The organism is Nocardia sp. CC213A (genome assembly GCF_030766805.1).
GTDB lineage: Bacteria > Actinomycetota > Actinomycetes > Mycobacteriales > Mycobacteriaceae > Nocardia > Nocardia otitidiscaviarum.
The window spans coordinates 39,111-65,214 of the sequence record NZ_JASFXA010000002.1; the positions used below are offsets into that span (position 1 = coordinate 39,111).

The following is a 26,104-nucleotide window of genomic DNA, read 5'->3' on the forward strand; positions in this document are numbered from 1 at the left end:
TCGACCGGGACCGTGCCGCTCATCCGCATTCCCCGCCCCGCGACCGATGCCGGTTTCGCGGTGCTCACCCCGCTCGCGGTAGATTCACAAGCTACGGCGATCGAAGGGATGAGCGTGACGAGCGACGACGAAATGGCTGTCGATCGCCCAGGCGATGACGATACGGCCATGAACGAGGGCATCGACGACCCAGCGGTCGCCGACGACAACGACGAGGAATCCGGCGCGGTCCGCAGCACCGCCAGCGACGCCGATCTGGCCGCGCGCTTCGAGCGCGACGCGCTCCCGCTGCTCGACCAGCTCTACGGCGCGGCCCTGCGCATGACCCGCAATCCGGCCGACGCCGAGGATCTGGTGCAGGAGACCTTCGCCAAGGCGTACCAGGGTTTCCGCTCTTTCCGGGAGGGCACCAACCTGCGTGCCTGGCTGTACCGCATCCTCACCAACACCTACATCAACTCGTATCGGAAGAAGCAGCGCCAGCCCGCGCAGTATCCGACCGACGAGATCACCGACTGGCAGCTGGCCGCCACCGCCGAGCACACCTCGACGGGCCTGCGCTCGGCCGAGATGGAAGCGCTCGAGGCGTTGCCGGACGACGACATCAAGCGGGCTTTACAGGAGCTTCCGGAGGAATTCCGGATGGCGGTCTACTACGCGGACGTAGAGGGCTTCCCCTACAAGGAAATCGCCGAGATCATGGGTACCCCGATCGGCACCGTGATGTCCCGCCTGCACCGCGGCCGCAAGCAACTCAAGGGCCTGCTCGCCGACGTGGCGCGGGAACGCGGATTCAACCGATCGGGTAGCGCGCGTCAGGAGGTAACCCAGTGAGCGACGATATGGACCTGGACTGCTCGGCGGTACTCGCCGATGTGTGGCTGATCCTGGATGGCGAATGCGATCAGGCCACCCGCGATCGTCTCCAGCACCATATGGACCACTGCTCCCCGTGCATCGAACAGTACGGTCTGGAGGAGAAGCTCAAGAGCCTGCTCAACCGCAAGTGCGGCGGCGACAAGGCCCCCGACACCCTGCGCCAGCGCCTCACCATGGAGATCCGGACGACCTACACCCAGGTGGAGACGCGGCGGATCGAATCGGGCGAATAGCCCGCCCGCGGACCCCGGAAAGAGCTGAGCGGCACGTTTTCCTCTGCTGGAAAACTGTGCCGCTCAATGCTTTTCAACGCAAGCCTACCGGCTCAGGCGTTCGGCCGCTTGCCGTGGTTGGCGCCGTTCTTGCGGCGGCTGCGCTTCTTACGTCCACGCTTACCCATCGGTAGTCTCCCTTCTGATTGAAGGCCATTCTTTCATGTGTGGTTGGCTGTACCGGCAGCGGTACCGCGGTATCACAGGCCGACCGGAGACAAGGGGTGTCATGGCTGAGGAAGTCCTCGCGGAGATGGTGTCGACCGTTCAGGAGATCCTGGTCTCGGTCGGCGACAAGGTGAAGGTCAACGACCCGGTCATCATGCTCGAGTCCATGAAGATGGAGATCCCCGTCGTGGTGGAGTCCGACGGCACCGTCGCCTCCATCGATGTGACGGTCGGCCAGGTGCTGCAGAAAGGCGACCTCATCGCGACCATCGCCTGAGCGAACCCCTTCCCGGACAATCCCTTCCCGGGGCCCGCGTGGGAACATACTCCCGACGCAGGTGAAGGAGCGTGGCTGAAATTGTCGACACTGAGCGAGCTGCTGGCCGAGCACACGGATCTGCCGGGTGCGGCCGTCGATCATCTCCAGCGGGTGGTGGGTGACTGGCAATTGCTGGCCGACCTGTCGTTCGCGGACCTGACGCTCTGGGTCGGCGCCGGGCCGGTCTCCGACGGCGCGGATGTGGTATGCGTCGCCCAGTGCCGCCCGACCACCGCACCCACCGTGCACCCGGAGGACCTGGTCGGCGGCCTGGCCGCCCACGATGACCACCATCAGGTGTTCGACGCGCTGATCAGCGGCGATATCGTGCGCGTCGACGTCGACAGCGAGGCCACCGGCGTCTACCACCCGCATCCGGTGCACGCCGTCCGCGAGGCCATTCCGGTGCGGGTCGGCGACGATGTGATCGCCGTGCTCGGCCGCGACACCGATGTACAGCGCCGCAAGATGCGCTCCAATCTCGAGGTGGCGTACATGTCGTGCGCCGACGACCTGTGCCAGATGGTCAACGACGGCACCTTCCCCACGCTCGAGGACCGCACCGGCTCGCACTCCAGCCCGCGCGCGGGCGACGGCTTCATCCGGCTCGACACCGAGGGCACCGTCGTCTACGCCAGCCCCAACGCGCTCTCGGCCTATCACCGCATGGGTTTGCAGAACGACCTGGTCGGCCAGGATCTGGCGCTCACCACCCGCTCGCTCATCACCGACCCCTTCGACGCGCAGGAGGTGGTGGGCGACATCCAGGCGGCGCTGGCCGGAAAGGCCGGGCGCAGAATGGAAGTCGAGGCGCGCGGCGCGACCGTACTGCTGCGCACCCTGGTGCTGCGCCCGCACGGGGAGCTCGCCGGGGCGGCGGTGCTGGTGCGCGATGTCACCGAGGTGAAGCGGCGCGATCGGGCGCTGCTGTCCAAGGACGCCACCATTCGCGAGATCCACCACCGGGTGAAGAACAATCTGCAGACCGTGGCGGCCCTGCTGCGACTACAGGCGCGCCGCACCGAGAACGAGGAGGCGCGGTTGGCGCTCACCGAGTCGGTGCGGCGGGTGACCTCCATCGCGTCGGTGCACGAGATGCTGTCCATGTCGGTGGATGAAGAGGTCGATCTCGACGAGGTGGTGGATCGGCTGTTGCCGATCATGGCCGATGTGGCCACCGTGCACACCGCGCGGATCAAGGTGCGCCGCGCCGGATCGCTCGGCGTGTTCTCCGCCGAACGGGCGACACCGCTGGTCATGGTGCTGACCGAGCTGGTGCAGAATGCCATCGAGCATGCCTTCGACGCCGGGGAGGACGGCGTGGTCACGATTCGGTCCGAGCGTTCGGCGCGCTGGCTGGACGTGATCATCAGCGACGACGGCCGCGGCCTGCCGGACGGCTTCAGCCTCGAGGGCTCCGACCGCTTGGGCCTGCAAATCGTCCGCACACTGGTCACGGCCGAGCTCGGCGGCTCCATCGGCCTGCATCCGGGTAAGGACGTCGGCACCGACGCGGTCCTGCGGGTTCCCCTCGGCCGCCGCTCCGCGCGGTGAAGAATACGTGCGATATCGCATAAACGAATTCGCATAGTGGCTGACAGCCGAATTGCGATGGATATCGTGACAACTGATTTCGTTGCGACACGGGTAACTCATCGCCGAACGCCCGAAATCGGTTCGGCAGGCGACCGCCGGCACGCGTGTGGGATGGTCAACGGCTATCAGCCGTGCGCAAAAGTCCTGGAGAGGCGGATGAGCCCGGCACCTCCGAAGGGTGCCGGGCCGAAATGCGTCTATGCCGTCGTGGGGGCTGCGGCGGTGACGCCGGTCGTCCGAATCAGACGACGGTGCGGGTGCGCGTACGCGCGTTGCGACGCTTCAGAGCGCGACGCTCGTCTTCGCTCATGCCGCCCCAGACACCGGCATCCTGCCCGGACTTCAGAGCCCAGGAGAGGCAGTCGGCGGTAACGGGGCAGCGCGCGCAGACCAGCTTCGCATCGGCGATCTGCGCGAGCGCAGGACCACTGTTACCCACCGGGAAAAACAGCTCAGGGTCCTCGTCGCGACAGATGGCCTTGTGGCGCCAGTCCATTCCTCTGCTCCTTTGCTAGGGCATGCGCATGACGCTGCCCTTCGGGTTTGTGGTCCGTTCACTTGTGCGACTCGAATGTTTCCGCACGGTTGCTTGTGAATGCTTTCACGAACACCGTAGATGTCAAGAGATGTGTGGTGCACCGTGGGGAAGCTCACGCTGTAAGACCCCTACATCGAGGGTCTGCCTGATCATTTGTACTCGCTCGTTCGGGTTTTCGCAGCCCAACGGCGATGTTTCTCAGGTGTGTCGGGTCGACTACGGCTGCGGCGCGACGACTTCCAGTACATCGGGTACGGCTGTGAAATTCACCATGTTGCGTCGGCCGATGAAGTCACCGTCGATTTGCAAACCGATCGGCTCGCTCGCTTCGACGCGCACCGACGGGCTGTCGTCCACGCGAAACAATTTGTCCCCCTTGGGGTTTCCATTGGGGGCCAGCAACTGTCGAGCGATGCGGAGGGTGGGCAGCAGGGCCATGGTGCGCATGGCAAACACCCCGAGACCGGTTTCGAAGGAGGTGCCCGGGTTGGTCCGCACCGGCGTGTTGTCGAGGTAGGTCCACGGGCTCGCATTGGTCACGAATGCGTAATGCACTTCCGTGACCGGTTCGTGACCTGGAATCACCACGCGCACCATGGGATCGCGTCGTTTGGCCTTGAAGAACTGTTTGACGGTGGTTCGCAGATAGCGGCTCGGGGTCGCGGCATGTCCGTTGGCGCGCTTGGCATCAATGGCCTCGCAGACATCGGCGTCGAGTCCGACACCGGCGCTGAAAATGAACCAGCGGTCATCGGCGACGCCGAGACCGATGCGACGGTCCTTGTCCACGCTGAGCAGATCGATCAACTGGTTGGTGGCGCGCACCGGATCCGGATCGATCCCCAGGGCGCGGGCGAAGACATTCGCGGAACCGCCCGGAATGATCCCCAAACGTGGCAACCGCTCGCGCTGGTTGGTGGCTCCCGGCAACGGCAGGAATCCGTTGACCGTCTCGTTGACCGTGCCGTCGCCGCCGTGCACCACGATGAGGTCCATCTCGATATCGGCGGCCCACTGCGCCAACTCCGCCGCATGCCCCCGGTGCTCGGTGTGTACCACGGTCAGCTGGGTGCGGCTCTCCAGTGCGTGGGCGAGCAGATCGCGTGTCTCGGGGGTCGTGGAGGTGGCATTGGGGTTCACGATCAACAGCGTCCGCACTCTGAGGAGCCTACTGAGCGAACCGATGTGCGATCCGCCCGCATGCCTCGTGCCGGGCTGATCCCGGTCGATAGGCTGGGCGGGTGGCTGAGCAGAACTCCGGTGCGGAGAACGCGAGCGCGACCGACGTCGTGCCGAGGACGGTGCGCGTGGCGGGCGCGCTGGTGACCCTGGAGGGCGCATCGGGCCTGGTGGCCATGGTTGCGCTGGTGGTGGCGGGCATCAACGGCTCGGCGCAGAACTCCGGCAACAGCTACCTGACCGCCGCGTACGCCGCGATCGTCGGCGGTGCGGTGTTCGCGGCCGGTGTCGGCCTGCTGCGCGGCAAACGCTGGGGCCGCGCCATCGCCGTCCTCACCCAGTTACTGCTGCTCGGCGTCGCCTACTACATGTTCACCTCCGACCGCCCCGAACTCGGCGCTCCCCTGGCCCTGGTCACTCTCGCCGCCCTGGTGGCCCTGTTCGCCCCGGCCTCCACGCGCTGGATGGCGGCCGGGTACGACCTGTCGAAGTAGCGCTCCGGCATGGGCCGCAATGGCCCCTGATCGCCACACGGACGGCTTTTGGTCGCCTGTCCAGTAGTTTGCCTATCACCCCGAGCCGCCGTCGCCGGGAGCTCCACACCGCTGTGCGGGACGGTGCTCCGTGCGGACGTCGGGGCTCAGCGCAGCCGTGCCAGCTCGGCCGCGAGATACCCGCGCTGCGGGGCGTTGTCGGCGAGCAGGATGGCCTCCTCGTAGGCCAGGCGGGCCGCGTCGGTGCGGCCGAGTTGGGCCAGGAAGTGGGCGCGGGCCGCGGGCAGGTACGGGTAGGCGGCCAATCGCGGTTCCGCGGTGAGGGGTTCGAGGGCGGCGAGTCCTGCCGCGGGGCCCTCGGCCATGCCGAGCGCGACGGCGCGGTTGAGCGCCACCACGGGGGAGGGCCAGCGTTGGATCAGAATGTCGTAGAGGCCGAGGATGTCGTGCCAGTCGGTGGCCGCGTGGCTGGGGGATTCGGCGTGTACGGCGGCGATGGCGGCCTGTAGCGCGTACCGGCCGGGCGCTGTCGGATACGACCCGGCGCGGTGGCGCGAGCTGCCGCCTCCGGCCACCGCCCCGCCGGAGGGTGCGGGGTGCGGTTCGGTGGGGGGATCCGCGTGGTCGGGGTGGGTGGTGTCGGACGGTTGTGGCCTGTCGGGTGGTGCGGGGTGCGGTTCGGTGGGGGATTCTGCGTGGTCGGGGTGGGTGGTGTCGAACGGTCGTGGTCTGTCGGAGGGGGCGGGCGGTGGTCCGGGCTCAGGGTGGGCGTCATCGGGGGAGTCGCGGGTACGGGGACCGGTCCCGTGGGGCGAGCCCGACAGTGCCGCGCGGACCAGGGCCAGGCCCTCGGCGATGCGGGTGCGGTCCCATCGGGTGCGGTCCTGGTCGGCCAGCGGCACCATGGCCCCGGATGCGTCCACCCGGGTGTCGCGGCGGGCGTCGGTGAGCAGGATGAGGGCGAGCAGGCCCGTCACCTCGGCGTTGCCGGGCAGCAGCAGGCGGAGCATGCGGGCCAGGTCGGTGGCGCGGTCGGCGAGGTCGGGGCGGATCAGGGCGTCCCCGGACGGTGCGGTGTGGCCTGTGGTGAACAGCAGGTGCACGACCGTCAACACGGCGTCGATGCGTTCGGGCAGGTCGGCGGGGGCGGGCACCCGGTACGGGATGCGCGCCGCGGCGATCTTCTTCTTGGCCCGGGTGATCCGGGCCGCCATGGTCGGCTCGCTGACCAGGAAGGCCCGCGCCACCTCGGCGGTGGTGAGCCCGCACACCAGCCGCAGGGTCAGCGCCACCTGCGCCTCGATCGACAACGCCGGATGGCAGCAGGTGCAGATGAGGCGCAGCCGGTCGTCGGGGATCTCCGCCACCGCCAGCGCCGCGTCGGCCGGGTCCGCACCGGTCTCGTCGGACACCAGCAGCGGCAGCCGTCGCCGCAGCGTGGATTGGCGGCGCAGCAGGTCGAGCGCCCGGTTCCGGGCGGTGGTGGTCAGCCAGCCGCCCGGTTTCGCGGGTACCCCGTCGACCGCCCACCGCGTCAGCGCCTGCGCGTACGCGTCCTGCACGCACTCCTCGGCCAGATCCAGATCCCGGGTGACGCGCAAGGTCGCCGCGAGCACGAACGCCCACTCGCGCCGATGCGCATCCGCCACCGCCGCGGCCACGGCCGTGTCGACGCCCACCGGGCGACCCCCTGGTCCGGATCGCGTTCCGCCGCTGAGATTCGCGGTGCCGTCCCGGTCATGTGGACTCGCGTGGCCGGGCCGATGCCCGCCGCCGTCCGATCCCGGGTCCGGTCGCCCGGCGTCGACGGGTGCCATGGTCAGTAGTCGAGGACCGGGCGGACCTCCACGCCGCAGTCGGGCGGCATGGGGATCTGCTTGGCGATCTCGATGGCGGCGTCCAGGTCGGCGGCCTCGAGCAGGTAGAAGCCGCCCAGGTTCTCCTTGGTCTCCACGAAGGGGCCGTCGGTGACCAGGAAGCCGCCGCTGCCGTCGGGCCGGATACTGGTGGCGGTGGTGTGCCAGGCCAGCGCCTCACCGCCGAGCACGGCCTCGCCGTTGCGCTTCTCGAACTCGTAGTGCTGCTGCAGCACCGGCTCCAGCATGCTGGGTTCCGGATTCTACCAACGCGCGTCGTCGAAGATGAGTGCCACGTACTTCGGCATGGTGTCCCTCCTGCGTCGTGCGGTCCGCTGTTCGGACCATCCACCTCTTCGACGCGCGGGGGCAAGCGAAATCGACGGGTCGGCGCGAATCTCTCAGGATCGCGAATCTCTCAGGATTCGGCGGCCAGTCCGGTCAGCGCATCGCCCTCGAGCCGGTAGCCGATCCACTCCTTCTGGCCGACCGCGCCCAGCGATTCGTAGAACTCGATGGACGGCGTATTCCAGGTCAATACCGACCAGTCCACCCGCCCGTACCCCTGCGCGGCGGCCTCCCGCGCGAGCGCCACCAGAAGTGCCCGGCCCAGCCCGCGCCCGCGCGCCTCCGGCTTGACGTACAGGTCCTCCAGGTAGATCCCGTGCACACCCCGCCAGGTGGAGAAGTTCAGGAACCAGATGGCGCAGCCGACCACGCCTTCCGGCCCCTCGGCCACATGGGCGAACAGCGCGGGTGCGGGGCCGAACAGCGCGGTGCGCAGTTGCTCGGCGGTGAGGTGGCACTCCTCGCGCGCCTTCTCGTATTCGGCCAGGTCGTACACCAGTTCCACGAGGGCGGGGATATCGTCGGGCGTGGCGCGGCGGATCATCCAAGTCCTTTCACAGAAAACCCTTTTACAGGTCGTCCAGATGTGCGATCAGATTGTGCGCCCGCAGCGTACGCGCGTCGTGATCGTGGCCCAGCACGCTCACCCCGGCGGTGGACATGAAGAACCGGCGGCCCTCCCGCACCTCGAGGTCCAGCCAGCGGGCGATGAGGGCGCGCGAGAAGTGGCCGTGGCCGACCAGCACCACGTCCTGGTCGCGCAGCTCCGGCCCCACCCGGTCCAGCACGCGGTCGGCGCGCGCGCTCACCTGCGGGGCCGTCTCACCACCGGGAACGGTGCCGGTCCAGATGGTCCAATCCGGATCGTGCTCCCGAATCTGCGGCGTGGTGATGCCCTCGTAGTCGCCGTAATCCCATTCGGCCAGGTCGTCGTCGACGCGGTCGGCGGGGAATCCGGCCAGTTCGGCGGTGTGCACGGCCCGCTGCCGGGGACTGCTGATCACCAGCGGGTCGCGCAGCGCCAGCCCTTCCAGGATCTTGGCGGCCGTGCGCGCCTGCGCTTCGCCGGCAGCGGTCAGCGGCAGGTCGGTGCGGCCGGTGTGCTTGCGGGCCCGTGACCATTCGGTCTCGCCGTGTCGCAGCAGGACCAGGCGGTGTTCGTTGTCGGCCATGAAACCGATCATGCCTGACGACCGTTCGGGCGCGGGGGACGCGGGCGTGCCGGTGGTGCGTTACGGGGCGTCCCCGCCGCCGAGGGCGTACAGCTGTCCGCCGCGCCGCTCCAGCACGGTCGGCCCCACCACCGCCACCGAGATCGGTTCGCCGTGATAGTCGCTGCGCCGCACGGTAATCAGCGAACTCGTCGCACCGGTGTCGGGGGCCACGGCGGCGAGGCCGTCGGCGACCGGGACCAGCAGGCGGCCCGACATGAGCGCCGGGGTGCCGAGCACGCTTTCCAGAATCCAGCTCGGTGCGAGCGTGGTGGAGTTCAAGGCGATCAGGCTGTTGCCGGTGAACGCGTAGACGGTCGAGCCGATCCGGGCCGTGCGCGCCCCGTCGGTGAGATCCGCCGGGAGCGGATAGTTGGCGACCGGGTTGCCGGAGATGTCGTACAGCGCCAATCGTGGTTCGCTGGAACCGCTTCGGGGTAGGTAGAGCGCGACCCGGCTGTCGGAGACCGCGAGCACCCGGGCGTTCTCGTCCGCGCCGCCGGGCGCGGTGAGCACGTGGGAGCTGTGCACATCCGGCACAGTGGCGTCCTTGGGGGCCGAGTTCTGCACGGTGAGCCGGTCGGCGTCCTCGTCCGGGCAGCGTTCCAGCACCGCCAGATTCTTGGAACTCGAAGCGGCGGAAAGGAATCGGCATCCGCTGCGGGGCTGCGTGTTCGGGTTGACCGGGGCGTCGACGTACCCGTACTCGAGGGTGCGCACCAGATCCGAGCGCCACATCTCCAGCCGGCGCGGGCCGAGCGCCAGCACATGGGTGCCGTCCACCGTCAGTTCGACGCGATCGTCCATATAGCTGGAGCGGGCGGTCTGCCGCGCCCCGGTCTCACCGTAGAGCTGGGTGGTCTGGCTGCACCCGCGATCGTCGCGGTAGGTGGCCACGACCATGCCGAACTGCGACTCCACCCCGCACAGGGGCAGGTCGCGGCGGTACATCCACACCTGTTCGCCGGTGCGCGGATCGCGGCCGGTCACGGTGCTGCCGTCGGCGGTCACCGCGACCCCGCCGACCGTCAGCGCGCGCTGTGCCGCCCCGTCCGGGGCGTGCCAGAGTTCGCGCAGGTCGGAGGGGAGGTGATCCGGGGTGGGCGGGGAGGTGAGAGTGCGGTCCGCGGTGACCGATTCGGTACTCCGCGCGTCGCTGGTCCACCACACCACGACCGCCGCGATCGCCACCAGAGCGGCGATCGCGGCGGCGATGACGATATCGGCGCGCGTCCGCCGCTCTGGTGCGAGCACGTCTGCGAGACTATCCGATCCGCCCGACTAGGCCGTCGCGGCGACAGCGGTGTCGGCCTCGGCCGTCACGACCGCACCCTCCTCCGCCTTCCGCCGACGCCGCCGCTGCGCGGGCGCGGCCCCCTCCACGATCCCGGCCGCCGACCCGTTGGACGTGGTGTCTCCCGCGGTGGCACCCGCATCGGCCGCGGCGGTATCCGCCTTGGCGCGGCGAGCGCGGGTGCGTTTCGGTGCCGCGTCGGTTGTCGCGTCCGAGGCGTCGTCGGCGCTCCGGCTCGATGCGGTTGCGTTCGATGCGGTTGCGGCGGCTTCATCCTCGGCTGCCGCCTTGGTCCGCCGCGTGCGGGTGCGCTTCGGCGCAGCCGCCTCCGCGGCATCGGTGCCCGCTGCGTCCGCAGCACCTGTCGCCGCGGAGTCCGCTGCGTCCGCAGCGCCCGTCGCACCGGTGCCCGCCGTGTCCGATCCACCGTCGGCAGTTCGGTTCGATGCGGTTGCGGCGGCTTCGGCCGCGGCCTTGGTCCGTCGCGTGCGGGTGCGCTTCGGCGCAGCCGCGTCCGCTGCACCCGTGCCCGCTGCATCCGCAGCGCCGGTACCCGCCGTGTCCGAGCCCCCTTCGACGCTCCGGTTCGATTCGGTTGCGCTGGAATCGGCTTCGGCCGCGGCCTTGGTCCGTCGCGTGCGGGTGCGCTTCGGCGCAGCCGCCTCCGCGGCGTCCGTGCCCGCAGCATCCGCCGCGCCCTTCGTCGCGGTGCCCACTGCGCCCGCAGCACCGGTGCCCGCCGCGTCCGATCCGTTCTCGACGTTCCGGCCCGATTCGGTTGCGCTGGAATCGGCCTCGGCTACGGCCTTGGTCCGACGAGCCCGTGCGCGCTTCGGAGCCACCGTGCCGGTCGTGTCGTCGGCCGCCGTGCCCGCGTCGGGTGTCGCGGAGCCTGCGGGGGAGACGGCCGCCGCGTTCACGTCGGCCGCGCCGGTGTTCGTGCCCGTGGTGGCGGAGGAGCCCTGGGCCGTCGTGGCGTTCGCGTCGGCCGCGGACTTGCGGCGGGTGCGCTTGCGTGCCCCGGCTTCCGGCTCAGCTTCCGTGCCGGTGCCATTCGAACTCGGTTCGGTTGCGGCCGTGCCGGTTTCGGTTGCAGCCTTGGTCCGCGGGGTACGGGTCCGCTGCGGTGCCGCGGTATCGGAATCGCCCGCCGTCACGGCCTCGCCGGCCTGCGCGGCAGCGGCTCCAGCCGCCGCGCCCGCCTCGGCGGGTGCGGCTGTATCCGTTTCCGCGGTGGCGGCAGTGTTCCGGGTCGGTGCGCCCGCTGCGGCCGTGGCCTTGCGACGGGTGCGCTTCGGCGCTGCCGCCGCGGTGTCGCCCTCCGCCGAAGTCGCGGTCGATTCCTTTGCGGCGGAATCCGCTTGACCAAGCGAAGCCGCGGCGATGTCAGCCGCCGCCGCATCGGCACCGGCTGCGGTCGCCGCCTCGGCCGCCGGGACAGCCGCGTCCGCGCCGGCCCCGGTGGTATCGACTGCGGTGCGCCGGGTACGGGTGCGCTTGGGCCTCGTCACCGTTGCGTCAGCGTTCGGGGTGACCGTCGGGTCAGCGTTCGGGACGACCGTCGAGTCAGCGCTCGGCATGACCGTGCCGTTCTGACCGTCGGCCGCGGAAGCCGCTGCGGCCGAGGCACTCTCGGCGTCATGGACGGTGGCGTCAGCGGCCGTGTTCGCGGCGTCCGCGACAGCTGCGCCGTTGGTCGCGCTCGATTCGGCGGCCGTGCTCTTGGTGCGCCGTGTACGGGAGCGCTTCGGAGCGACGCCTTCCTCGGCCGCGGTGGGCTTGGAGGCAGCCGTCAGCGCGGCGTTCGGCGCGGTGATGCCCGTGTTCCCGTGCGGGGCGGTACGAGGCTCGTCCGCGAGCACCGTGGAGTCGGCGTTCTCGGAACCCTGGGCCGCGTCGGCGTGGTGATCGGCCGCCCCTTCGGCGCTCACCGGGGCGGAGGCGTCGGCGGTATCCGTGCCGGTGGCCCGGTCGGTGCGGTCGGCACCGCCGCGGCGACGGCGGCGACGGCGGCCGGGACGGTCCGCTCGCGCCTCATCGGACTCGGTCGCGGACGATCCGTTGTCGCTCGAAATCGCTTCGGCGGCATCGGTGTTCGCCGCGTCGTCGGTGGTCCGCGCGGAACCGGCTGCCTCGTCGGACCCGCCGCGTCCCCGGCGGCGACGACGGCGACGCCCGGGCTTGTCGCCCTCCGCATCGCCCGCGCCGTCGGCGCTGGATCCGGTGGTCGCGTCGGAACCGGTGGTCGCCGCATCGTCCATCGGCTGCCCACCCCGGGTGCGACGGCGGTTGCGCTTGCGCGGGGCGCGCGCCTCGCGCTCCACCACCACGGCGTCCTCGTCGCGTTCGGGCTTGCGCTTGCGGATCACACCGGTCACGCCCTCGGGGATGCCGAGTTCGGCGTAGAGGTGCGGGGAGCGCGAATAGGTCTCCACCGGTTCGGGAATGCCGAGTCGGAGCGCGGAATCGATGGCGCTCCAGCGGTTCAGCTCATCCCAGTCCACCAGGGTGATGGCGACGCCGTGGCGGCCCGCGCGGCCGGTGCGGCCGATCCGGTGCACGTAGGTCTTCTCATCCTCCGGGCACTGGTAGTTCACCACGTGGGTGACATCGTCGATATCGATGCCGCGCGCCGCCACATCGGTGGCGACCAGCACGTCGATCTTGCCCTCGCGGAACTTCTTCAACGCCTTCTCGCGCTGCACCTGGTTCAGGTCGCCGTGCACCGCGCCGACCGCGAACCCGCGCTCGGCCAGATCGTCGGCCACCTTCTGCGCGGTGCGCTTGGTGCGGGCGAAGACCATGGTGGCCCCGCGGGACTCGGCCTGCAGGATGCGCGAGACCAGTTCGCTCTTGTCCAGCGCGTGCGCACGGTAGACGAACTGCGAGATGCGCTCGGTGATGGTGGTGGCGTTGGCTTCCTCGGCCCGGATATGGGTGGGCCGGTTCAGGAAGGTGCGGGCCAGGGTGATGATCGGCCCCGGCATGGTGGCCGAGAACAGCATGGTCTGCCGCTGCTGCGGCACCATGTTCAGAATTCGCTCGATATCGGGCAGGAAGCCCAGGTCGAGCATCTCGTCGGCTTCGTCCAGCACCAGCACGCCCACCTTGCCGAGCACCAGATGCTGCTGTTCGGCGAGGTCCTGCAGGCGGCCCGGGGTGCCGACGACCACGTCGACGCCGTCGCGCAGCGCCGCGATCTGCGATTCGTAGGGGCGGCCGCCGTAGATCGAGGTGACCTTCAGCGGGCCCTTCTGATTGCGCAGGTACTTGGAGGCGTTCTCCAGATCCTGGGTGACCTGGACGCACAGTTCGCGCGTCGGCACGATGATCAGGGCACGGGGGGTGCCGTCCAGGGGAGTGGTGCCGGAATCGGTGGTGGCGATGCGATGCAGCAGCGGCACGCCGAAACCGAAGGTCTTGCCCATACCGGTGCGGGCCTGACCGATGAGATCCTCACCGGCCAGCGCCAGCGGCAGGGTGAGTTCCTGAATGGCGAATGTCCGCTGGATGCCCATCTCGTCGAGGGCGCGGACGATTTCGGAGCGCACGCCCAATTCCGCGAAAGTCGGGGCGGTGTGGGTGTCGTCCAGTTCGGCTGTCAGCAGGGTGTCGGCGACGCCGGGTTCCTGCTCTACGGTGATCTTGCTCAGGTTCGTGCCTTCCTCGTATATCGCGTCTCGCGCGCACGAGGGTGTGGGGCGGGCCCGGGCGGCCCGCGACGACCACTGATCCATTCGCTGTCATCGGCCGCTGCGGGATACCCCAAGGCCGGTCGTTGGTGACCGATTGCTGGCATCTACCTGGCGCGGCGCTCGGGATGACGTGGATCCGGTGCGCGCACATTTTCTCGGACTTCGGCGACCCCTGCCCGTGCGGTTCACGCCTGCGGGCAAACCGGAGTCGGGCGAAAATTTCCGTTGTCCGGGGAGATTGTAGCGTGATACGGTCGTCCACTCTTTTTCCGCCACCGCAATTGCGCGGGTTATTGCCGTATCCGCATGGTTCCTATCGGCTTCAACCGATGCGCCAGGTCCGCGTATTCCCGGTGGCAGGTGCTGCGGCGCAGCATAATTCGATCTTCGAGCGTGTGGAGTACGGCCGTTAGGCAGTTGAGTTCATCACATAGGTGATACACGTTGTACCGGCATGTGCGAAGTTGAGCGGGTGAGTTTGGCAGACACCGTGACCACCGCCGCGCGCAATGCGTGGGCCCTGACCTTCGGCGCGGGCATCGAAGCCCCCGAGCCCACTCCGTCGACGGTGCTCGACGATCGGCCGCACCGCCTGCTGCACCGCTACGACGGCGCCGCCGCCGACGCCCCGGCCGTACTGCTGGTGCCGCCGCTGGCCGCGCCCGCCTTCTGCTTCGATCTGCGCCCGGACCAGAGCCTGGTGCGCTTCCTGCTCGACTCCGGCCGCGCGCCCTACCTGGTCGACTACGGCGATATCGGATACGCCGACCGCGACATGGGCTTCGAGACCTGGATCGACGACATCCTGCCCGAGGCGATCCGCCGGGTCTCGGCCGATCGGGGCGGTCGACCGGTGGATCTGGTGGGCTGGTCCATCGGCGGGGTGCTGGAACTGCTGACGGCCGCCGCGGACCCGACCCTGCCGATCCGGTCCGCCACCGCCGTCGGCGCACCGCTGAGCTACGACCACATGGTCGGCATGCCGCAGCTGCGCCAGCTCGTCAAGGTGACCGGCGACCGCGCCGCCGTGGCCGCGGTGCACCTGGCCGGGGGTGTGCCCGCCCCGCTGACCCGCATCGCTTACCGCGTCACCGCGTGGGAGCGCGAGGTGAAGCGTCCGTGGTTCATCGCCCGCAATCTCACCGACACCGCCACCCTGGCGCGCATGGAGACCATCGACCGTTTCCAGAACGCCCTGCCCGGCTACCCGGCGCGCTTCTACAACCAGCTGTGGAAGCGCTTCATGATGGCGAACGACATCGGCAAGGGCGTGGTGCGACTGGGTGAGCGCCGGATCGAGCTGGCCGATGTCACGGTCCCGGTGCTGTTGGTCGGCGGCCCCGACGACGCCATCACCGCGGCCGCCGCCGTGCGGCACGGCACCGAGACCCTGACCGGCTCGCCGGAGGTGCGCTACGAGACGGCCCCCGGCAGTCACCTCGGCATCCTGCTCGCCCGCGACACCACGTGGACCTACCTCGACAAGTTCCTCCGCGACCTGCCCTGACGCGCCGGAAGCTAGGGTGTAGAGCATGGGAGCTGACACGTCTGCCGCGCTGGGTGTTTCGGAGGTTTCGGGAAAGGTCGCCGCGGACGATCCGGGGGTGATCGACCTCTTCGCGGTGCTCGCCTACGGCGAGATCTCCGCGTTCTACCGTCTGGCCGAGGAGGCCAAGCTGTCGCCGACCCTGCGCGGCAAGGTGGCCGTCGCCAAGATGGCGGGCGCGGAGATGGACCACTTCACAACGCTGGAGCAGGCCCTCGCGGCGCGTGGGGTGGACGTCTTCGACGCCATGGCCCCGTTCGTGCGCGCCCTGGACGCGTATCACGCCTCCACCGACCCCTCCACCTGGCTGGAGTCGATGGTCAAGTTCTACGTGGGTGACGGCATCGCCGCCGACTTCTACACCGAGATCGCCGACGCGCTGGCTCCCGAGGTCTCCGAGGTGGTCCGCGATGTGCTCGCCGAGACCAGCCATTCCGAGTTCGTGGTGGAGGAGGTCCGCACCGCGGTGGCCCAGAACCGGTCCGAGCGCGACCGGCTCACCCTCTGGGGCCGTCGCCTGCTCGGCGAGGCCATCACGCAGGCCCAGTACGTCATGGCCCAGCGCGACGAGCTCACCGATCTCGTGCTCACCGCCACCGGCGACCTGAACGGCATCGCAACCCTCTTCGAGCGCATGCAGAACAGTCACACCGAGCGCATGACCGTACTCGGATTGGGCTGAGCGCGACCGGCGGTCAGCGCGAGCCGACCGGGGAGATCCGCTCCGACCCGGGCCGCAGGCTGAACCGCCGTCGCCGGAAGTCCCACCAGCGGTAGATCGGCCATTGCACGGTGTGCCCCAGCCACGCCGTGACGATCATGAATCGGTGCAGCGGGCGCACGATGAACCCGTGCTCGGAGATGGTGCGCAGGCCGAGTTGCTGATATCGCCACCAGCGCAGGGGACCGGTGCGTCTGCGGCGCGCGGAGGTCCGCGCCCGCAGCCGGGTCGGCTGGTCGATGCGCAGCCCCCGTTTGGCCAGGCACAGCGCCAGATCCAGATCGTCGACCACATCGACGCGCACGCGCGTGTCGTCGCGGACCTGGTGCCAGGCGTCCCGTCGGATCGCCATATTCGGCCCGTACAGATTCCCCACCTGTCCACCCAGCACGCCGAGCCGCAACAGCAGCCACTGCCCCGACCGCAGCAGGAATCCGATCGGCGAATCGTGGTAGGTGCACAGCCCGGTGACGGCGGCGGTCTCGGAATGTTCGGCGAGGAAATCGAGGATCGTCCGGGCCCAATCCGGGTCCACCAGCGTATCCGCGTCGGTGCGGGCGATCACGTCGCCGCGGGCCTTGTCGAAGCCGCAGTTGCGCGCCGCCGCGATACCTCGGGTCGGCTCGTGCACGAGTGCGAGTTTCGGGTGGTGTTCGGCGATCCGGTGCACGATCTCGGCGGTGGCGTCGTCGCTGCCGTTGTCGACGACGATTATCTCGTCGATATCCGCTTGGGGCAGCAGGCGTTCGAGCGTCCGGGCGATCGAGGTGGCCTCGTTGAGGGCCGGAATGACCACCGACAGCGTCTGTCGGGGAGTGGGATGGGGCATCGGGCTGTCCATTTCGCTATCCCAAGTGTCTACTGGGCGCTCGATCCTCGCAGTCTTCGCCCCATTCCGCATTCCCAGGAATGGGAAATCCGGCCGGCCTCGCGCTCGACGAATATTATTGCGTCGCACCGCCGTTGGGTGGTGCATACCTGCGACCGAAGCGCTGAGAGCGGATTTCATGAACGATGCACCACCGACCGCGCGCACACCAGAATTGGTGTCGATCATCATCCCGGTTCACAACGGACTGCCCGATCTCGACGAACAGTTGAACGGGCTGGCGGAGCAGGACTACTCCGGCCCGTTCGAGGTGCTGATCAGCGATAACGGGTCCACCGACGGCCTGCGCGCGCACATCGCGAATCATCCGGTGCACGAACGGCTCACGGTGCGCTATATCGACAGCTCCGCCACCCCGGGTGCGCCGTTCGCCCGCAACAACGCGGCGGCCGTCGCCGCGGGCGACTTCCTGGTGTTCATCGACCAGGACGACCGTGTATACCCCCATTGGCTCGGAGCACTGGTCCGGGCCGCCGCGGAGTACGACGCGGTGGGCGGGGCGATCGAGTCGGATACGCTCAACGACCGCGCGTCCGCCACCTGGCGGCCGGTGCCCGCACCCGCCGAGGGCTTCGCCACCCACTGGCTGCCATTCGCGAATGGGAACAATACGGCCTACTGGCGCACGGCCTTCGAGAAGATCGGCGGGTACGACGAGGCTCTGATCACCGGTGGCGACGACGTCGACATCTCGTGGCGGGTGCAGCAGGCCGGGCTGTCGTTCGGGCACGCGCCGGACGCGCTGATCGCCTACCGCCTGCGCACGGAGTGGCGGGCCGCGTGGCGACAGTGTGTCGGCTACGGATACGGCTACGCCGAGGTGTGCGTCAAGCACCGGCCCCTCGGCTGTCCGCGGATTCCGATGCGCGCCGCCCTGACCTCGCTTGTGGTGGCGGTGCTGTGCCATCCGCTGAACCCGTTCACCCGCCGTCTGGTCCCGCCCGGGCTGTGGATCATGCACACCGCCGGTCTGGTCGGTCGGCTGCGCGCGAATCTGCGCTACCGGACTTATACCGGCTGAGCGGGATCGGCCGTGGTGCGCGGACCCGCCGCGGCCGAGTGGAACCCGTGGTGCGCGGACCCGCCGCGGCCGAGTGGAACCCGTGGTGGGCGGCTCCGCCGCGGCCGAGCGGTGTCGTCCATGCTGGGCGGTGTCGTCCGTGCCGAGCGGTCTCCCGAGGTGGGCGCGCACTGTTCGCTGACAGCGCAGGGCGGTCCCTGACCGACCCGTCGCGGCCTGCATTAGCCTGATCGGAGACAGCACAGGACACTACGTTCGGAGGTTGGCCGTGGAGGTCAAGATCGGTATTTCGGATAGCCCGCGTGAACTGGTGATCGCCAGCTCGCAGACCCCCGAAGAGGTCGAGGCGCTGGTGACCGGTGCGCTGCAGGGCGAGGGCGGTGTGGTCGCGCTGGTCGACGAGAAGGGCCGCAAGTACCTGATCCAGGCCGCGAAGGTCGCCTACGTCGAGATCGGCACCTCCACCAGCGGCCGTGTCGGCTTCGCCGCCGTGTGAGAACCCTGAAACGACGAGTGCCCCGTTGAATCGCTCAACGGGGCACTCGTTTTCGTCGGGGGAGATCGTCAGTCGATGGGGTGCAGGGGGACGTGCTTGAGGCCGCCCCAGCAGAGGGCGACGGTGGTGTCGACCGCTTCTTCCTTGGGGATGGGCCGGTCCGCCTCCAGCCAGTAGCGGGCGCTGAACTGGCTCGCGCCGACCAAGCCGACCGCCAGCACGCGGGCGCGGTAGGGGTCCAGCCCGGAATCGTGGGCGACCAGGTCGAAGACCGCGTCCACACACGCCTCGGTGGCCTGTTCGACCCGCCGCTGCACCTGCGGCTCGCTGGTGAGGTCGGATTCGAAGACCAGTCGGAAGCCCTGTGTCTCGTGGTCGACGAAATCGAAGTACGCCTGGACGGCCGCCTTCACCCGCTGCTTGTTGTCGGTGGTGGAGCGCAGCGCCTGCCGCACGCTCGACACCAGGGCGTCCACATAGTTCTGCAGGACCGCCAGATACAGCTCCAGCTTGGATGAGAAGTGCTGGTACAGCACGGGTTTGCTGACGCCCGCGCATTGCGAGATCTCATCCATGCCCGCGGCGTGATAGCCGCGCAGCACGAAGACCTCACTGGCGGCGGCGAGTAGCTGAGCGCGGCGGGCGTCACGGGGCAGGCGGGTTCCGCGCTTACTCGGCGCCATGGCCTCGGACGAACTGCGGCGCGCAGTCATCCGGTCCACGAGGTCTGTCATTATCCGATCTCCCAGTTGATTCCCGGACGTGGAGGATGTGCGCCGGGTATCCATCGAACGATACTCGCACGGGACACCGCGGGCGATCCTGGTTCCGATTTTTGGTGTGCTGGATGTTGTCGCGCGTCACAGTATGTAAGAACGACTACCGCTTTGTGAGTTCTGCCGCAATCTTCGGGTGAGATATGTCGCAGCGTCGCGGTGGGCCGTGCGGCCCGTCCGGCCGGGTTGCGTCACTGTGAGACGCTGGAGTGCGTGACCGACCATGGGGGCAGATATACCGGCGGGCGCGATTCACGCCGCCCCGTGGGAGCTGCCACGCCGCGCGCTCTCGGCGGTTCGAAACGAAAAGGCAAACCGACCGGGCCGGTTTATGACCCGCTGGGCCTCTATACCGGCGCGGGCAGCGTCGCCGCGCGCACCGACGACGCAGGGCCGCGGCTCCCGCATCCACATCAGCCGCTGCGGGCCCGCTGGGATCCGACCGCGCCGCCGGAGGACGCCCGCAATCGCTCCCGACCGCAGCGTGAGACCAAGAAACAGAGCGCGCTGGGTCGATTCGTCTCCACCTACGGCTGGCGCGCCTACGCCTTGCCGGTGCTGTTGTTCGTCACAATTCTGGTGGTCTGGGACGCGGTGCGCGGCGGCGGGCAGAGTGCCGGGTCGGCGCCCGGTTTCGGGCGATTGAGCGAGCGCTCCGAAGAAACGGGAATTTACGGCGCACCACCCAAGGGTGACGGCAAATTCGCCGCCGACCTGCCCACCGGCGCATTGCCCGACGGCGGCCCCTATGCGGTGACCGGTGCGGGCACCTGGCATGTGGTGCCGGGAACCACGCAGCAGGTCGGCACCGGCACCGAACGGGTATTCACCTACACCGTCGACATCGAGGACGGAATGGACACCTCCGGAATCGGCGGCGACGCATCGGTGGCCGCGATGGTGGAGGCCACCCTCGCCAATCCCAAGAGCTGGACCCACGATCCGCGGTTCGGCTTCCGCCGCGTCGATTCCGGCGAACCGGATTTCCGCATATCGCTCACTTCCCGCGAAACCACCCGCACCGCATGCGGATTCGAGATCCCCATCGATTCCTCCTGTTACAACTCCGATCTGGGCCGGGTGGTGCTGTCGGAGGTGCGCTGGGTGCGCGGCGCACTGTCCTACGAGGGCGATATCGGCTCGTATCGGCAGTACCTGGTCAACCACGAGGTCGGCCACGCCATCGGCTACCACGAGCATCAGCCGTGTGAGTCCGACGGCGGCCTGGCCCCGGTGATGATGCAGCAGACCTTCGGCACCAAGAACAACGAGATCGCCGCGCTCGATCCGCACGGGGTGGTGCCCATGGACGGCAAGAAGTGCCGCTTCAACCCCTGGCCGTATCCGCGCGGGTAGCGCCGCCTAGGCTGGGGAAGAACGCCCCGGTCCGCCGTGTTGCACTACGGTGTGCTGCCGTGTCGCGGCAGGCGTGATCGGTGAATTCGATTCGAGGAGTCCAGGACGTGTCATCCACCAAGTCCCTGCCGCCGCTCGTCGAGCCGGCCGCGGAGCTGACCCGGGACGAGGTCGCCCGCTACAGCCGCCACTTGATCATCCCGGATCTGGGCGTCGACGGGCAGAAACGCTTGAAGAACGCCAAGGTGCTGGTGATCGGTGCGGGCGGGCTCGGCTCCCCGGCGCTGTTGTACCTCGCCGCCGCGGGTGTGGGCACCCTCGGCATCGTGGAGTTCGACGAGGTCGACGCCTCCAACCTGCAACGGCAGATCATCCACGGTGAATCCGATATCGGCCGGTCCAAGGCCGATTCGGCGCGCGACTCCATTCTGGAGATCAACTCGGGCATCACGGTGAATCTGCACAAGATCCGCCTCGAACCCGAGAACGCGATCGACCTGTTCCGCGACTACGACCTGATCGTGGACGGCACCGACAACTTCGCCACCCGCTACCTGGTCAACGATGCCGCCGTGCTGGCCGGGAAGCCCTACGTGTGGGGTTCGATCTACCGCTTCGAGGGCCAGGTCTCGGTCTTCTGGGAGGACGCCCCCGACGGGCGCGGCATCAACTATCGCGACCTGTACCCGGAAGCGCCGCCGCCGGGCATGGTGCCCTCCTGCGCCGAGGGTGGTGTGCTGGGCGTGCTGTGCGCCTCCATCGGGTCGATCATGGTCACCGAGGCCATCAAGCTGCTGACCGGTATGGGCGATCCGCTGCTGGGCCGCCTCATGGTCTACGACGCACTGGATATGACCTACCGGACCATCAAGCTGCGCCGCGACCCGGACCGGCAGCCGATCACCGAGCTCATCGACTACGACGCCTTCTGCGGTGTGGTGTCGGAGGAAGGTCAGGCGGCGGCGATCGGTTCCACCGTCACCGCCCGCGAACTCAAGGACATGCTGGACGCGGGCAAGCCCGTCGCCGTCGTCGACGTGCGTGAGCCGGTGGAGTGGGACATCGTCCGCATCGAGGGCGCGACGCTCATCCCCAAGGACCGCATCCTCTCCGGCGAGGCCCTCGCCGAACTCCCGCAGAACACCCCCATCACCCTCTACTGCAAGACCGGCATCCGCTCCGCCGAGGCCCTCGCCGCCCTGAAGAACGCGGGCTTCTCCGACGCCACCCACCTCCAGGGCGGCATCGTGGCCTGGGCCAACCAGGTCGACACCTCCCTGCCGGTGTACTGACCCACCCGGCCCGCAGATCCCGCACCTCCGTGGGCCGATCAACCCGGGTCGGGCACTCGCGGGGACCCAGCGACACCGACCCGCACAGGTGCCGTCGACCGTGACCGACGGCGGCCCGCGCCGCTGCAGCGCGGCGCGGGCTGTGTGCGTCGGGCTGTGTGCGTCGGGCTGTGTGCGTCGGGCTGTGTGCGTCGGGCTGTGTGCGTCGGGCCGTGCGCGCAGGCGTGGTGCGCGCAGGCGCGGTGCGCGCCGGGCGGCACTGCCGGTAAGCGTTCGTGATCGTGGCGTCATGTCCACGTACCGCGTGGCCCGCCTGTCACCTCGTCGGCTTCGTGTCGTGTGGGCTTCGTGCCGCGGTGTCTAGGGTGGTGTGGGCTGGACCGGGTCGGCCGCGGGTGATGTGGCGATCCCCAGCGCGGTCCTGATCACCGTGTCGAGGTCCGCGTGGTTCCAGTGGTCCCGGATGCCCGGCAGTTCGGCGGTGTACGCGCGGATGCGGTGGTGGGGCCAGCCGTGGGTTTCGTGCAGGCCGGTCGCGATCAGGCTCAGGTAGCGAGCGCTGGGCGGGCGAAGTTCGACGGCGGTCGGGGTCCCGGGGGCGGTGCAGGTGAGGATCGGGTGGCCGTCGAGTTCACCGACGCGGACCAGGGTTTCGTAGCGGCCGGGGCCGAGGGCGTCGCGGCCGTCGCGCAGCACCCGCGTCAGGTCCAGTTCCGCCCGCGCGCAGCGGTGCATCTCCTGCTCGACCAGATCGGCGAACTGTCCGACGGTGAGCAGGTAGCCGCGCGCGGCGGCCTGCCCGGGCCAGCCCGCGCACCGCTGCGGCGCGTAGAACGCCATCCCGCCGCCCCACACCCGCGACTCACCGCTGAAGTAGACGCACCCGGGCAGCGTCATGGGTGCGCTGCGCACCGGCGGCCGCCGATTCCGAAAACCGGAGTACACCCGGGTGGTGCCGTCCGGCGTCCCGCCCTCGAGATAGAAGCGGAACCGCGCCGCCAGCAGATTCGACCCGTAGGCGGCGTACCAGACCAGCGTGTCGTCCGTGTTCAGTGACCCGGTCCGATCAGACCGAGCGCGATGCCCGAACGGCTGCGGCTGATGGTCAGCGATGGAATCCAGACCTCGCCCCGGTTCATGCGGCCGAGTCGCGGGAGCGGCGGCGCGCATCGGCTGCGGCGGCCAGCAGATATGCCTCGGCCTCCCGCGCGGCGGCCAGGTCGACTTCCGAATCGACCGGCGTCACCCGCTCGAGGCTCTCTCGGACGGCCTCTCGTGTCAGGGCAGCCTCGCTCATGAAACCAGTCAACCAGATTCCGCAGGCGGCCCGACCAGATTTTCCGAGTGCGGGGCCGCGCGAAACGAGCGCCGATGTGGGTCACAGTGCGATTGCGTGCCGGTTCCGACCGGGCGGTGTGTCCGGTGTGGCTCCGATTTTCGGTTCCGTTGCGCGGGTACGGTACGCGCGTGACCATGACTGCTGTGGAACCTCCCGAGCATGTGCGCGCCACCTTCGGGCTGCGCGAGGTGGTGCCGGTTCCGCTGGGGACCTGGGACGGCGGCTGGCGCTGCGCGGATGTGGTGCTGAGCCCGGTGACCGATCACGCGCGGGCGGCCTGGAGCGCGAAGGTGCGGGAGGGCCTGCGGGTGGACGGGCTGCGCCTGGCGCGGCCGGTGCGCGCCACCGACGGCCGCTACGTCGTCTCCGGATGGCGCGCGGACACCTTCCTGGACGGGGTGCCCGAACCGCGGCACGACGAGGTGGTGTCGGTCTCGCTGCGACTACATCAGGCGACCGCGCAATTGGAGCGTCCGCGTTTCCTGGCGCAGCCCCCGATCGCGCCCTGGGTGGACGTGGACGTCTTCGTGGCCGCCGACCGCGCCGCCTGGGAGGCGGTGCCGCTGCGCAGCCTGAAGATCGGCGGCATGCTGCCCGCCACCTCCCCGGACGGGGAGCGCAGCCTGGAGTTGATCGGCCAGCTGGCCACCCTCCGCAAGCCGGTGACCGCGGCTCCGCAACTGGTGCACGGCGACCTGTTCGGCACCGTGCTGTTCTCCGGTTCCTTCGCTCCGGGCCTGACCGACATCACGCCGTACTGGCGACCCCCGTCCTGGGCGGCCGCCGTCATCGTGGTGGACGCGCTGTCCTGGGGCGGCGCGGACGACGGCCTGCTGGAACGGTGGTCGAGCCTGCCCGAATGGCCGCAGATGCTGGTCCGTGCGGTCATGTTCCGCCTCGCGGTGCACGCCCTGCACCCGCGCTCCACCCCGGAAGCCTTTCCGGGTCTGAACCACACCGCCGACATGATCCGCCTGCTGCTCTGAACCGATTCGGGGACGAGTGGTCGGGAGCCGGATACCCGGCGGTGTCGGCGAATATCGTTCGTCGCCAAATGTTTCGGTACACACCGCAACGCCCGTCCCGTCGAGGGTTCGACGGGACGGGCGTTGACGCATCACGGGGCGGGGGCGGTCACGAGGGGGAGGCGACGGCCGCCCCCGCGCCCGGATATGTGATACGGACGCACTCGTATCACACGTCGGAACAAGCGACTACACGCTCGCGTAGGCCAGGGAGGGTGCCTGCTGCACCGCGAACGAGGTGCGCAGGTAGTACCACCAGGTGACACCGGCCATCACCAGGAACGCCACCGCGTAACCCCAGAAGGCGGGCGCCATGCTGCCGAAGTTGGTGTTGGCCAGGCGCAACGCCTGCTGGAGCAGGAAGCCGCCGAACGCGCCCACCGCGCCGATCACACCGATCGCGGCTCCGGCCTGCCGCTTGGCCGAGGCCGTCATCTCCTCGGCGCTCATGCCGAGTTCCTCGGCCCGCTTCTTGGTCTCGGCGCTGAAGATCATCGGGATCATCCGGTAGGTGGAGCCGTTGCCGATGCCGGTCAGGATGAACAGCGCCAGGAACGACAGCAGGTACAGCGGGAAGCTGTGCAGTTCCAGCGAGGCCATGATGCAGGCGATGCCCACCGCCATGCTGACGAACACCCACAGCGTGATCTTGGCGCCGCCGCCGATGCGGTCGGAGAGCCAGCCGCCGAACGGCCGCGTGAACGAGCCGACCAGTGCGCCAAGGAAGGCGAGGTTGCCCAGCGCCACCAGGATGCCTACATCCTTCAGCTCGGGGAAGTTGGCCTTGATCAGGGTGGGGAAGGCGAACGAGAAGCCGATGAAGGAGCCGAAGGTGCCGATGTAGAGGAAGGCCATCACCCAGGTCTGCTTGTTGGTCATGGCCAGTTTGTAGGACTGTCCGTCCGGCTTGGCGGCGGTGATGCTGTCCATGTAGCGCAGCGCGGAGAACACGGCCAGGGCGATGAACGGCACCCAGAACAGCGCGGCCAGGGTGAGGCCGAGGCGGTATCCGGCCGGGTCCTTGGCCAGGACGGTGGTGCCGAGGGTGATGAGCAGCGGCAGCGCGAGCTGGGTCACGGCGACGCCGAGGTTGCCGCCCGCGGCGTTGATGCCGAGCGCGGTGCCCTTCTTGCCCTCGGGGAAGAAGAAGGAGATGTTCGCCATCGACGAGGAGAAGTTGCCGCCACCGAAACCGGCCAGCGCGGCCAGGATCAGGAAGACCGCCATCGGGGTGTCGGGCCGGTTGATGAAGAAGGCCAGCCCCAGGGTGGGGATCAACAGCATGCCCGCGCTGAACGCGGTGAAGGCCCGGCCGCCGAACTTGGGGATGGCGAAGGTGTAGGGCACCCGCAGCGCGGCGCCGATCAGTACCGGCGCGGAGGTGAGCAGCAGGGCGTTGGAGACGGCCTGCGGGTTCTTGTCACCGAGGCCCTGCATGAATGCGAAGCCCGCGTTACCCATATTGGTGACGACGATTGTCCAGATCACCCAGACGTTGAATCCGAGATGTTCGGACAGCACCGAGAAGATCAAATTCTTCCAGGCGGTTCGTTTTCCGCCGTTCTCCCAGAATTGCTCGTTGTCCGGCTCCCAATGATCGAGCCAACGGCCTCGCTTCTGATACTGGAAAGTGGTCTTTTCCGGCGTTTCGGGCGCGGCTGTGGATGTCATGGACGCATTCCTCTCGAGATGTGACCAGCCCTCATCGGGAACTCCGGGTGCCTGGAAAGAAAGTGGCCCGGATCGGTTCCTCGCGGTCGCATCCACCGTACGAATCACCCGTTACAGCGACGT

Annotated in this window: 25 protein-coding genes and 1 pseudogene; 12 read left to right on the forward strand and 14 right to left on the reverse strand. The window is 69.0% G+C overall.

Going from position 1 to position 26,104, the window contains the following annotated elements; translation table 11 throughout:
- The first annotated feature begins 108 nt into the window (after positions 1–108).
- Positions 109–834: a sigma-70 family RNA polymerase sigma factor gene (locus tag QJS31_RS03705; RefSeq protein WP_282781011.1), complete on the forward strand. Its 726-nt coding sequence runs from the start codon at positions 109–111 to the stop codon at positions 832–834.
- Between the two features lie 8 nt (positions 835–842).
- A complete protein-coding gene (gene rsrA, locus QJS31_RS03710) occupies positions 843–1,112 on the forward strand; it encodes a mycothiol system anti-sigma-R factor (RefSeq protein ID WP_282781008.1) in 270 nt (89 codons plus the stop codon).
- A gap of 92 nt (positions 1,113–1,204) precedes the next feature.
- Here rsrA and QJS31_RS37290 read toward each other — a convergent pair whose 3' ends face one another.
- Positions 1,205–1,279: a 50S ribosomal protein bL37 gene (locus QJS31_RS37290; protein WP_115061593.1), complete on the reverse strand. Its 75-nt coding sequence runs from the start codon at positions 1,277–1,279 to the stop codon at positions 1,205–1,207.
- 101 nt (positions 1,280–1,380) lie between these two features.
- On the opposite strand from QJS31_RS37290, the gene QJS31_RS03715 reads away from it, so the two are divergent.
- Together QJS31_RS03715 and QJS31_RS03720 are read left to right on the forward strand one after the other, a co-directional pair.
- A complete protein-coding gene (locus QJS31_RS03715) occupies positions 1,381–1,596 on the forward strand; it encodes a biotin/lipoyl-binding carrier protein (protein WP_029931608.1) in 216 nt (71 codons plus the stop codon).
- Positions 1,597–1,677: 81 nt separating this feature from the next.
- The gene (locus QJS31_RS03720; protein ID WP_039816657.1) at positions 1,678–3,192 is read left to right on the forward strand and encodes a sensor histidine kinase; all 1,515 of its coding nucleotides are present in this window, start codon (positions 1,678–1,680) and stop codon (positions 3,190–3,192) included.
- Between the two features lie 283 nt (positions 3,193–3,475).
- On the opposite strand, the gene QJS31_RS03725 is transcribed toward QJS31_RS03720, so the two are convergent.
- Together QJS31_RS03725 and QJS31_RS03730 are read right to left on the reverse strand one after the other, a co-directional pair.
- Complete coding sequence (locus QJS31_RS03725; RefSeq protein ID WP_011211115.1) at positions 3,476–3,730, reverse strand: WhiB family transcriptional regulator; 255 nt, start codon at positions 3,728–3,730, stop codon at positions 3,476–3,478.
- 258 nt (positions 3,731–3,988) lie between these two features.
- Positions 3,989–4,930 (reverse strand): diacylglycerol kinase family protein, encoded by a 942-nt coding sequence (locus tag QJS31_RS03730; protein WP_282785101.1) that lies wholly within the window; start codon positions 4,928–4,930, stop codon positions 3,989–3,991.
- Between the two features lie 83 nt (positions 4,931–5,013).
- On the opposite strand from QJS31_RS03730, the gene QJS31_RS03735 reads away from it, so the two are divergent.
- Positions 5,014–5,445: a hypothetical protein gene (locus QJS31_RS03735; RefSeq protein ID WP_282785102.1), complete on the forward strand. Its 432-nt coding sequence runs from the start codon at positions 5,014–5,016 to the stop codon at positions 5,443–5,445.
- 146 nt (positions 5,446–5,591) lie between these two features.
- Here QJS31_RS03735 and QJS31_RS03740 read toward each other — a convergent pair whose 3' ends face one another.
- From QJS31_RS03740 to QJS31_RS03765, 6 genes and pseudogenes are all read right to left on the reverse strand, one after another.
- Positions 5,592–7,124 (reverse strand): RNA polymerase sigma factor, encoded by a 1,533-nt coding sequence (locus QJS31_RS03740; protein WP_306355927.1) that lies wholly within the window; start codon positions 7,122–7,124, stop codon positions 5,592–5,594.
- A gap of 140 nt (positions 7,125–7,264) precedes the next feature.
- The gene (locus tag QJS31_RS03745) at positions 7,265–7,549 is read right to left on the reverse strand and encodes a YciI family protein (protein WP_306355928.1); all 285 of its coding nucleotides are present in this window, start codon (positions 7,547–7,549) and stop codon (positions 7,265–7,267) included.
- A 170-nt stretch (positions 7,550–7,719) separates the two neighbouring features.
- Positions 7,720–8,193 carry a GNAT family N-acetyltransferase gene (locus QJS31_RS03750; protein WP_282785105.1) on the reverse strand — a complete coding sequence of 158 codons (474 nt, stop codon included), beginning with the start codon at positions 8,191–8,193 and terminating at the stop codon, positions 7,720–7,722.
- 25 nt (positions 8,194–8,218) lie between these two features.
- Positions 8,219–8,821 carry an acid phosphatase gene (locus QJS31_RS03755; protein WP_306355929.1) on the reverse strand — a complete coding sequence of 201 codons (603 nt, stop codon included), beginning with the start codon at positions 8,819–8,821 and terminating at the stop codon, positions 8,219–8,221.
- 60 nt (positions 8,822–8,881) lie between these two features.
- Entirely contained in the window at positions 8,882–10,114 is a 1,233-nt protein-coding gene (locus tag QJS31_RS03760) for a hypothetical protein (RefSeq protein ID WP_282785107.1), read from the reverse strand.
- 2,154 nt (positions 10,115–12,268) lie between these two features.
- Positions 12,269–13,891, reverse strand: a pseudogene (locus QJS31_RS03765) (DEAD/DEAH box helicase); the annotation flags it as partial.
- 430 nt (positions 13,892–14,321) lie between these two features.
- Here QJS31_RS03765 and QJS31_RS03770 point away from each other — a divergent pair.
- A complete protein-coding gene (locus QJS31_RS03770; protein WP_282782499.1) occupies positions 14,322–15,356 on the forward strand; it encodes an alpha/beta fold hydrolase in 1,035 nt (344 codons plus the stop codon).
- 25 nt (positions 15,357–15,381) lie between these two features.
- Positions 15,382–16,077 (forward strand): ferritin-like fold-containing protein, encoded by a 696-nt coding sequence (locus QJS31_RS03775; RefSeq protein ID WP_282782497.1) that lies wholly within the window; start codon positions 15,382–15,384, stop codon positions 16,075–16,077.
- 13 nt (positions 16,078–16,090) lie between these two features.
- On the opposite strand, the gene QJS31_RS03780 is transcribed toward QJS31_RS03775, so the two are convergent.
- Positions 16,091–16,957: a glycosyltransferase family A protein gene (locus QJS31_RS03780; RefSeq protein WP_306355930.1), complete on the reverse strand. Its 867-nt coding sequence runs from the start codon at positions 16,955–16,957 to the stop codon at positions 16,091–16,093.
- Between the two features lie 166 nt (positions 16,958–17,123).
- Between QJS31_RS03780 and QJS31_RS03785 the strand changes: the two genes are divergently transcribed.
- Both QJS31_RS03785 and QJS31_RS03790 read left to right on the forward strand, forming a co-directional pair.
- Entirely contained in the window at positions 17,124–18,026 is a 903-nt protein-coding gene (locus tag QJS31_RS03785) for a glycosyltransferase family 2 protein (RefSeq protein ID WP_282782493.1), read from the forward strand.
- A 268-nt stretch (positions 18,027–18,294) separates the two neighbouring features.
- Positions 18,295–18,522, forward strand: a complete 228-nt coding sequence (locus tag QJS31_RS03790; RefSeq protein WP_282782505.1) for a DUF3107 domain-containing protein — start codon at positions 18,295–18,297, stop codon at positions 18,520–18,522.
- A gap of 68 nt (positions 18,523–18,590) precedes the next feature.
- On the opposite strand, the gene QJS31_RS03795 is transcribed toward QJS31_RS03790, so the two are convergent.
- Positions 18,591–19,256, reverse strand: coding sequence for a TetR/AcrR family transcriptional regulator (locus QJS31_RS03795; RefSeq protein ID WP_282782491.1), 666 nt, complete (start codon positions 19,254–19,256; stop codon positions 18,591–18,593).
- 306 nt (positions 19,257–19,562) lie between these two features.
- Between QJS31_RS03795 and QJS31_RS03800 the strand changes: the two genes are divergently transcribed.
- Together QJS31_RS03800 and moeZ are read left to right on the forward strand one after the other, a co-directional pair.
- Positions 19,563–20,654 (forward strand): DUF3152 domain-containing protein, encoded by a 1,092-nt coding sequence (locus QJS31_RS03800; RefSeq protein ID WP_372341501.1) that lies wholly within the window; start codon positions 19,563–19,565, stop codon positions 20,652–20,654.
- Between the two features lie 107 nt (positions 20,655–20,761).
- Positions 20,762–21,946: an adenylyltransferase/sulfurtransferase MoeZ gene (gene moeZ, locus QJS31_RS03805; RefSeq protein ID WP_282782490.1), complete on the forward strand. Its 1,185-nt coding sequence runs from the start codon at positions 20,762–20,764 to the stop codon at positions 21,944–21,946.
- A 360-nt stretch (positions 21,947–22,306) separates the two neighbouring features.
- On the opposite strand, the gene QJS31_RS03810 is transcribed toward moeZ, so the two are convergent.
- Together QJS31_RS03810 and QJS31_RS03815 are read right to left on the reverse strand one after the other, a co-directional pair.
- Positions 22,307–23,116 carry a histone deacetylase gene (locus QJS31_RS03810; protein ID WP_282782489.1) on the reverse strand — a complete coding sequence of 270 codons (810 nt, stop codon included), beginning with the start codon at positions 23,114–23,116 and terminating at the stop codon, positions 22,307–22,309.
- A complete protein-coding gene (locus tag QJS31_RS03815) occupies positions 23,082–23,243 on the reverse strand; it encodes a hypothetical protein (RefSeq protein ID WP_282782488.1) in 162 nt (53 codons plus the stop codon). The genes QJS31_RS03810 and QJS31_RS03815 overlap by 35 nt, the downstream gene beginning before the upstream one ends.
- 176 nt (positions 23,244–23,419) lie before the next feature.
- On the opposite strand from QJS31_RS03815, the gene QJS31_RS03820 reads away from it, so the two are divergent.
- Complete coding sequence (locus QJS31_RS03820) at positions 23,420–24,271, forward strand: TIGR02569 family protein (protein WP_282782501.1); 852 nt, start codon at positions 23,420–23,422, stop codon at positions 24,269–24,271.
- 228 nt (positions 24,272–24,499) lie between these two features.
- On the opposite strand, the gene QJS31_RS03825 is transcribed toward QJS31_RS03820, so the two are convergent.
- Entirely contained in the window at positions 24,500–25,981 is a 1,482-nt protein-coding gene (locus QJS31_RS03825; protein ID WP_282784183.1) for an MFS transporter, read from the reverse strand.
- Positions 25,982–26,104: the final 123 nt, after the last annotated feature.